Origin of the sequence: Kitasatospora sp. NPDC058243, from assembly GCF_042882025.1 — a bacterium.
Classification (GTDB): Bacteria; Actinomycetota; Actinomycetes; order Streptomycetales; family Streptomycetaceae; genus Kitasatospora.
Genome location: NZ_JBHVWW010000106.1, coordinates 1 through 2,466 on the forward strand (window position 1 = coordinate 1; position 2,466 = coordinate 2,466).

At 72.7% G+C, this 2,466-nt stretch carries 2 protein-coding genes; one reads left to right on the top strand and one right to left on the bottom strand.

Going from position 1 to position 2,466, the window contains the following annotated elements; translation table 11 throughout:
* Positions 1-31 precede the first annotated feature (31 nt).
* Positions 32-1,792, bottom strand: a complete 1,761-nt coding sequence (locus ACFVX9_RS37975; RefSeq protein WP_387986630.1) for an LCP family protein — start codon at positions 1,790-1,792, stop codon at positions 32-34.
* A 213-nt stretch (positions 1,793-2,005) separates the two neighbouring features.
* Between ACFVX9_RS37975 and ACFVX9_RS37980 the strand changes: the two genes are divergently transcribed.
* Entirely contained in the window at positions 2,006-2,383 is a 378-nt protein-coding gene (locus ACFVX9_RS37980) for a hypothetical protein (RefSeq protein WP_380377567.1), read from the top strand.
* Positions 2,384-2,466 lie beyond the last annotated feature (83 nt).

A 2,466-nucleotide genomic window follows, 5' to 3' on the forward strand; every position in this document is an offset into this window, starting at 1 on the left:
CGCCCCGCCGTCGTCGTACGTCCCGTCCGGGTCAGCCGTACGACACGTTGGCGCACGGGTCGTCGTCGGCCGACCGGGCGGCGTTGGCGACGCTGCTGGGCACCGGGGCCGGAGCAGCCGGGGCGCCGGGCGACGCGGAGGCGGCCGGGTCGGCGGCACCGGCCGGATTGGCGGCGGCGAAGTCGTGGCCGAGCACCACGCTGACGCCCTTGCCGCCGGCCTGGACGGTGGCGCCCGGGAACAGCTTGGCGACCGCGTCGGCCGCGGCGCGCTCGCCCGCGCCGTACTCGACGACCGTGGTGGCGCGCGGCTTGCCGGCCGCGTTGCCGACGCTGGTCACGGTGTAGCCGGCACCCTTGACGGCCTCCGCGGCCTTGCCGCCGAGCCCGGTCGCGCCGGTGCCGTTGAGCACGGCGACCTTCACGTCGGCGGGCTTGGCCTCGCCGCTCTTGGCGTCCGGGACGGGGGTGGTGGCGGTGGGGCTGGGGGTGGCCTCGGCGGCGGGGGTGCCCGGTGCGGCGGAGTCCGCGGCGGTGGCGCTCGCGTCCTGGCCGTCCAGGGTGCGGTCGGCCTTGAGCGCGGCCCAGAGCTGGTCCGAGTCGGGGTGGAGCAGGGCGACCCGCGGGCCCTCGTAGCGCCACGGCGCCGTCACGAACTTGACGTCGTGCAGGTTGACGTCCTTGAGCGACATGGCGAAGGAGAGCAGCTTGGCCGCCGAGCCGAGGTCGGGGTCGACGGTGAGCGACTTGGTCGCGGCGTCGGCGAGCGGCAGCAGGGTGGTCGGGTCCATGCCGCGGGACTTGACCTCCTTGATGAGCGAGGAGAGGAAGGCCTGCTGACGCTTGGTGCGGCCGATGTCGGAGCCGTCGCCGATGCCGTGCCGCACCCGGACGAAGTCGAGCGCGGACTGGCCCTCCACCTTCTGCTTGCCCTTGGGGAAGACCAGCTTGCCCTTCTTGCCCAGGTTCGGGTTGAGATCGCCCTCGTGGATGTCGTTCGGCAGACAGACCTCGACGCCGCCGACCGCCTTGGTCATCGAGGCGAAGCCGTTGAAGTCCACCACGATGGTGTGGTCGACCCGCAGGTTGGTGAGCTTCTCGACGGCGTTCTGGGTGCAGGCCGGGTTGCCCTGGTCGGTGTCGCCCACCGAGAAGGCGCTGTTGAACATCACATTGGTCTGCTCCTTGGTCCACTTGCCGTTCGGGAGCTTGCACGCCGGGATGGTGACCAGGGAGTCGCGGGGGATGGAGATGCCGACGGCGTGCTTGTGGTCGGCGTAGACGTGCAGCAGGATCGCGGTGTCCGAGCGGGCGCCGCCGTCCCCGCCGCCGCCGAGGTCGCTGTTGCCGTTGCCGCGGCTGTCCGAGCCGATCAGCAGGACGTTGACCGGGCTGCGGCCCTGGGCGTCCGGCGCCGCGGCGGCCGGGCGGTCCTTGCTGAGGGCGTCGCCGTCGAAGGTGGTGAGGTTGCTGTTCAGGCGGTAGTAGACGGCGCAGCCGCCGAGGACCAGGAGGGCGGTGCAGCCGGCCGTCGCCCAGAGCACCTTCTCCTTGGTGCTGCGCTTGGCCTTGGGCTTCGCCCGGCTCGTACGGCTGGCCCGACCGGCCCGGCCTGCCTGATCCGGCCGGCCGGCGTGGCCGCCGTCCGCCGGGCGGCCCTGCGCGGTGCGCTCCTCGGCTGTGCGGCCGCGGCCGTCGGGTATGTCGCCGTCGGGTATGCGGCCCTCCGGCGAGCCGCCGGCTGCCCGGCGCGGCGATTTTCCGGCTCCGGGGGAACCCCTGCGACCAGACACGTCGTCATCCTCCACAGTTGCCACGAAACCCCCGTCGGACCGGCGGGCGTGCGTGGCCGGGGCCGATCCGGGCAGGCCCGTCGCTAAACTTTTACACCGCTGTAGAAACTCAGTGGAGCATACTAGGCGCAGATGAGAAAACCACCTGGTCAGACCAGCGGATCCGGTCGGCCGGGCTCCTCTGTGCTGCTCAGAACCCGTACGAGGAGCACGATGACTCACCGGATCGCACGTTCGATAGCCGGCGCCCTGGTGGCACTGCTGGCCGCCGTCGGCCTCACCGCCGCGGCGTCGAGCGCGACGGCGACGGCCGCACCCCGGCCCGTCGCGGCCGCCGCCACCACCGTTTCCGTCACCGGCTCCGGCCCGGCCGCCCCGGCGGCGGGCCCGGCCGTCTCCGCCAGCACCCGGAGCGGTCAGACCGCGCCGGCCGCCCACCTCGCGGCCAAGGACGAGAAGAAGAAGTCGGGCTTCTTCGCCAAGCTCGGCAAGTTCCTGATCGTCGTGGTCATCCTGATCATCCTGTTCTTCGTGCTGCTGATCGTCGGCATCGTCTACGCCGCGAAGCGGATCTTCGGCCGCCGCAAGTGAACCGTGGTGGGGCGAGTGGCGGCCGATCGGCGCGGCGAAAGGGGGGGCCAGGAGCGCGGAGAGGGGGTAGGGGTGGGGGGCGC

What these genes read in the sequence shown, in the direction of transcription:
- ACFVX9_RS37980 (WP_380377567.1), top strand. Translation starts at nt 2,006, where the DNA reads ATGACTCACCGGATCGCACGTTCGATAGCCGGCGCCCTGGTGGCACTG.